Source organism: Thomasclavelia sp. (genome assembly GCF_047249845.1).
Classification (GTDB): Bacteria; Bacillota_I; Bacilli_A; order Erysipelotrichales; family Coprobacillaceae; genus Thomasclavelia.
In genome coordinates this window covers 1-4,782 of record NZ_JBKTWO010000092.1, presented here as the reverse complement: position 1 = coordinate 4,782, position 4,782 = coordinate 1, and the positions used below count along the sequence as shown (strand labels likewise).

The window sequence follows — 4,782 nt, the reverse complement described above, 5'->3', positions numbered from 1 at the left end:
TATGTGGTTTAGTAATAAGAATCTTGGAATTAAGACAATAATTATTATTAAATGATAATATTTGGAAATTTAAATAAGATAAAAGATACCAGATTATCATAGCCTGGTATTTTAAATTATTTAATATTCTAGTAAACGGGTTTACTAGAAGTGCTTTCTATGCTAAGATTAACATGTATACGAGGAGTAATAACATGGATAATGAACGTAAAGTAACAATTAAAGATATTGCCGAGATGGCTGGAACATCAAAAACGACGGTTTCTTTTTATTTAAATGGAAAGACAGAAAAGATGTCTGAAGATACTAAGGCAAAAATTGCCGCAGTTATTAAAAAAACAAATTACCGCCCTAGTATTGTAGCCCGTTCACTTAATTCTAAAAACAGTAAACTGATTGGAGTACTGATTGGGGATATTACTAATACATTTTCGAATCAAATAGTTAAAGGAATTGAATCAGCTGCAAGTAAAGACGGGTATCAAATCATTGTCGGTAATAGTGATTATAAGCATGAACGGGAAGAAAATTATGTGGAGCGGATGTTATCGATGGGGGTCGATGGGTTTATTATTCAACCAACAGCTCAGTTCCGCAAATTATCAAAGAAGATTGAAGAGTTAAAAAAACCAATGGTCTTTTTTGACAGTAAACTATATGATTTAAAAACTAAATGGGTTAAAACTAACAATTATGAGGCCACTTATGAGGCGACAACTAAATGTATTGAAAAAGGGTATGAAGAGTTTTTCTTATTAACGGCTGATCCTCAATTAATAAGTACTCGTCTTGAACGTGCAAGTGGCTTTATTGATGCTCTAGCAGACCATGATTTACATCATGAGACTTTTATTATTGAAAATGATCAAGTTAAACCAGAAGTTATTGCCGACTTTATAGATAGTCGTATTGATCTTAATAAAAAGACATTAGTATTTGTGCCGAACTGTTGGGCTCTACCAACTGTATTTATTGCAATGAAGCATCATCGCAAACACATGCCCAAAATTGGATTAATGGGCTTTGATAATATGGAGTGGGTTAATTTCTCTTCACCAAGTATCACTACAATTGTACAGCAGCTTTTGAAGAGGGGCTTGAAGCGGCAAAAATAGTTATCGATCAAATTGAAGGAAAAGATGAAGTAGCTGGACAACAAGTTCTGGAGTGTTACGTTAACTGGACTGAATCAACGTTATAAAAGTTTGATGGGTGACATCAAGCTTTTTTATTATAGACAGGGGGAAGAAAGATGTTTTTTAAACGGTTTAATAAATATATTATGCTAATACTCTTGGTTATTTGTATTATCTTAGCAACAGTGATTTTTGTTCCTGAACCGCAAGTACAAAATGTTGTTGCGAATAAACGGGTAATATTACCAATTTTAATTTCTGGTGGTGATGCTTCATGGAAAACATGTATGGAAGAGGTTGCTAGAGAATACATGAAAGAAAATCCTAACACTGAAGTTGTTATTAATGCAACTATGGAAATTGATGGAATTGATTATGCCAAAAGCTTAAATATAGAAGATGCTCTAGGTAATTTTAATGGAATTGTTGAAATGCGGAATGTAGGGATTTATGCAAACGATAATAAGATCATTCCTTTACCTAAAGAATTAACTGATTTAGTTAATCCGGTTAAGACAGTAAATGGAAAAATCTATTCTATTCCCCGTTTTTATACATGTCGTGGAATTATGTATAATAAAACTATTTTTCAAGAATTAGGTTTAAATATCCCTAAAACATATTATCAATTTTTAAATGTGTGTGAGCAGTTAAAAAATGCTGGAATCAGTCCATTAGTTATTGGAGCAGGGAATCTTTGGCATTTAGATAATTGGATAAATGGTCTATTTAGTAATGACGTCAAAGTGAAATATCCTAATTGGGTAGATAAAAAAAATAATAACGAAGTTAGCTGGCAAGATCCGGAGATAGAACAGGTACTGGAGGATTTTAAAGTCTTATTTGATGCCGGTTATGTTGATCAATATTATCAAACGACAACTGATGCTGATACGATTGAAGTATTAGCAAATGGTAAGGCGGCAATGTTGTATTCAGGAACTTGGATGTTTTCACAAATTTTAAAGGCAAATCCTAATTTCGAGTTAGGCTGGTTTTTTCTGCCAAATCATGAAGATGCTCCGATTGTAGATTTAAATGGTAATGTCGAATGGGCAATTTCATCGATGTGAAGAACATCGAGAGGTCTAAATCAGCAGTTGATTTTTTGAAATTTTATTATAGCGAATGTCTATATTCGTGTTCTCCAAAATATGAATGGAATTTCAGCATTGAAAGAAGAATTGAGTTATCAGACGATCGAAGTTCAAGAGGAGGTTATTCAAGCGGCTGGTGTTCGTGGTAAGCAGGAAGGTGTTGTTCTAGGTCAAGAAGGGACACCGGAAGGTTTTGCTAATGTTCTATATAAAAGCCTAATTGAACTTGGTGAGGGAAAAAGGACAGTTAGAGAAACACAGCAATTGTTAGATAAAGAATGGGATAAAAGAAATGAAAATGATCAATATTATCCATTTAGGGATTTTTTCAAAATTAGCGATTGCTTTCATTATTGTTGGTCTTATTCCGATGTTGGCAATCAGTTGTTTTTTCTATAGTGAATTTACTAATAACATAGAATCGGTATTATTGAATGATGCAGCAACGATGCTTAATTCTAGAAGTGAATATGTTGATACATTACTGGGTGAATGGGATGATAAAACAAAAATGATGTATAGTATCAACCTTGAAAATGGCATATTTTTAGGTGATGTAATTTTAAATTCAAGTATTTCGAATCAAGAAAAAAGTATCTATATTAAACGATTTCTAGGTACTTTTAAGGCAGAAAAGGGGCTTGTCTGCATTATATTTTTAGACCAAGATGGCAATTTATATTACATCAGCGAAGTGGTTGAAAAGTAATTGATGCTAACAATATTGAAGTATGGAAAATAGTGAGTTGGCTAATTTAAATAATGAAAAGAGATTCACTATGCGACTCATCAAGATAATTATTTGCGAATGTAAATGAGGAAGTTATTACGGTGAAACGGAACTTATTTGATGTAACTAGTGTTAAGAGCGTTGAGCATAGAATGGAACGATTTATCTTGATTTTAGTAAAAGTGTAATTGAGGAACAATTATCCGCTAATTTAGGAAATAAGAGTGGTTTTATATTATAGATGATCATGGTCAAGAGGTTTATCGCAGTGCCAATCAAAAAGCAATGAATAAAATGATTTGGAATGAGTTATATTCAGAGATGAGTAAAGGAAAAAAATATATCGAGGATGAGAATGCTTATTATCTTTATCAGCATAATCTAAATGGTAATTGGATAAATGTAATTAAGGTTCACAAAGATGATATTATTAATAATACTAAACAAACAACCCAGTATATTATTACAATTTTATTGACTAGTTCAATAATTTTAACAGGTATTTATTTTTTATTTTCAAAACGTATTACAATACCGATCCTCAATTTAAAAAAAGGAATGAAAAGAATTCAAGATGGTGATTTAACAACACGGGTAGCAGTTAGAAGTCATGATGAAATAGGGATTCTTGCTGAAGGGCTAAATCAGATGGCTGCGCAGCTAAGTGAATATATTGAAAGAGTTTATGGTGCAGAAATCAAGCAACGTGATGCAGAGTTAAACGCATTAAAAAGTCAAATAAAACCACATTATTTATATAATACCTTAGATGTAATTAGGATGACAGCAATTAATAATGATGATCGACAAACAGCGCGGATGGTTGAAAGTTTAGCGAGTCAATTGCGTTATTTAATAGGGAACAGCAATGATACTGTTACGGTTGGAGATGAGCTAAAAAGTATTGAAGATTATTTTGAAATTATTAAGGTTCGTTATGAAGGGCGAATAGAGCTAAAAATTAATGCTCCTGAGCAGTTATTAGAACTTCGGGTTTTAAAATTGATTCTTCAGCCGGCAGTTGAAAATGCAATAAAACATGGATTTAAGATGAAAATGAATCAAGGTATGATTTGGGTCACAGTTCTATTAAAAGCAAAAGACTTAGTTTTTACAAGTATGGACAATGGAATTGGGATGACAAATGAAGAACTTAGATTACTACAACATAATTTAGAAGTTGAAGAAATAAATCAAAATAGTAATGGTGGCTTTGGTTTGCATAATGTCAAAGAGCGAATTCGTCGAAAGTATGGTACTGATTATGGAATTGATGTGCAAAGTTCTTTGGGTAAAGGAACGATTGTAATAATACGCATACCATATTTAAAGGAGGATAATAATGCTGAAAGTAATTCTGATTGATGACGAGATTGTTATTTTACAAGGCTTAAAAAAATTAATTGACTGGTCAAAATTAGAATTAGAAATCGTTGGTGAAGCAATGGATGGTCTTGAAGGATTAAGTTTGATAGAGGAAGTCCGGCCAGATATTGTGATTTCAGATATTACGATGCCTAATTTAAATGGAATTGAAATGTTAAAAGCAATTAATGAAAAAAATTATGATTTAAAAACCTTGTGTTTTAGTGGTTATCAAGAGTTTATCTATGTTCAAGAGGCTATACGTTATGGTGCTGTTGATTATTTATTAAAACCCGTTACTGAAGATAATTTAATCATGGTTTTAAAACGAATCATTGGTAGTATCAAAGAAGAACGGTCTTATCATCATTTAAAAAAACAAGAAGGGGTTAAAGAACAAGAATTTAGACAGCTGTGAAGGGCTAATAACACTAAATGCACAGTAGAACAATTT

The 4,782-nt window shown here is 32.0% G+C and carries 6 protein-coding genes; all 6 read left to right on the top strand.

Annotated elements, in window-relative coordinates; translation table 11 throughout:
• Nucleotides 1–194: 194 nt before the first annotated feature.
• The 6 genes from ACLR9T_RS13340 to ACLR9T_RS13315 all read left to right on the top strand — a co-directional run bounded on the left by ACLR9T_RS13340 (nt 195) and on the right by ACLR9T_RS13315 (nt 4,746).
• Nucleotides 195–1,115, top strand: a complete 921-nt coding sequence (locus ACLR9T_RS13340) for a LacI family DNA-binding transcriptional regulator (protein WP_413109999.1) — start codon at nt 195–197, stop codon at nt 1,113–1,115.
• A gap of 137 nt (nt 1,116–1,252) precedes the next feature.
• Nucleotides 1,253–2,209, top strand: a complete 957-nt coding sequence (locus ACLR9T_RS13335; RefSeq protein ID WP_413109998.1) for an ABC transporter substrate-binding protein — start codon at nt 1,253–1,255, stop codon at nt 2,207–2,209.
• A gap of 81 nt (nt 2,210–2,290) precedes the next feature.
• Complete coding sequence (locus tag ACLR9T_RS13330) at nt 2,291–2,632, top strand: hypothetical protein (protein ID WP_413109997.1); 342 nt, start codon at nt 2,291–2,293, stop codon at nt 2,630–2,632.
• On the top strand, nt 2,604–2,942 hold the full coding sequence (locus tag ACLR9T_RS13325; protein WP_413109996.1) for a hypothetical protein: 339 nt from the start codon (nt 2,604–2,606) through the stop codon (nt 2,940–2,942). The genes ACLR9T_RS13330 and ACLR9T_RS13325 overlap by 29 nt, the downstream gene beginning before the upstream one ends.
• A gap of 306 nt (nt 2,943–3,248) precedes the next feature.
• Nucleotides 3,249–4,328: a sensor histidine kinase gene (locus ACLR9T_RS13320; RefSeq protein ID WP_413109995.1), complete on the top strand. Its 1,080-nt coding sequence runs from the start codon at nt 3,249–3,251 to the stop codon at nt 4,326–4,328.
• Nucleotides 4,306–4,746 carry a response regulator gene (locus ACLR9T_RS13315; RefSeq protein ID WP_413109994.1) on the top strand — a complete coding sequence of 147 codons (441 nt, stop codon included), beginning with the start codon at nt 4,306–4,308 and terminating at the stop codon, nt 4,744–4,746. The genes ACLR9T_RS13320 and ACLR9T_RS13315 overlap by 23 nt, the downstream gene beginning before the upstream one ends.
• Nucleotides 4,747–4,782 lie beyond the last annotated feature (36 nt).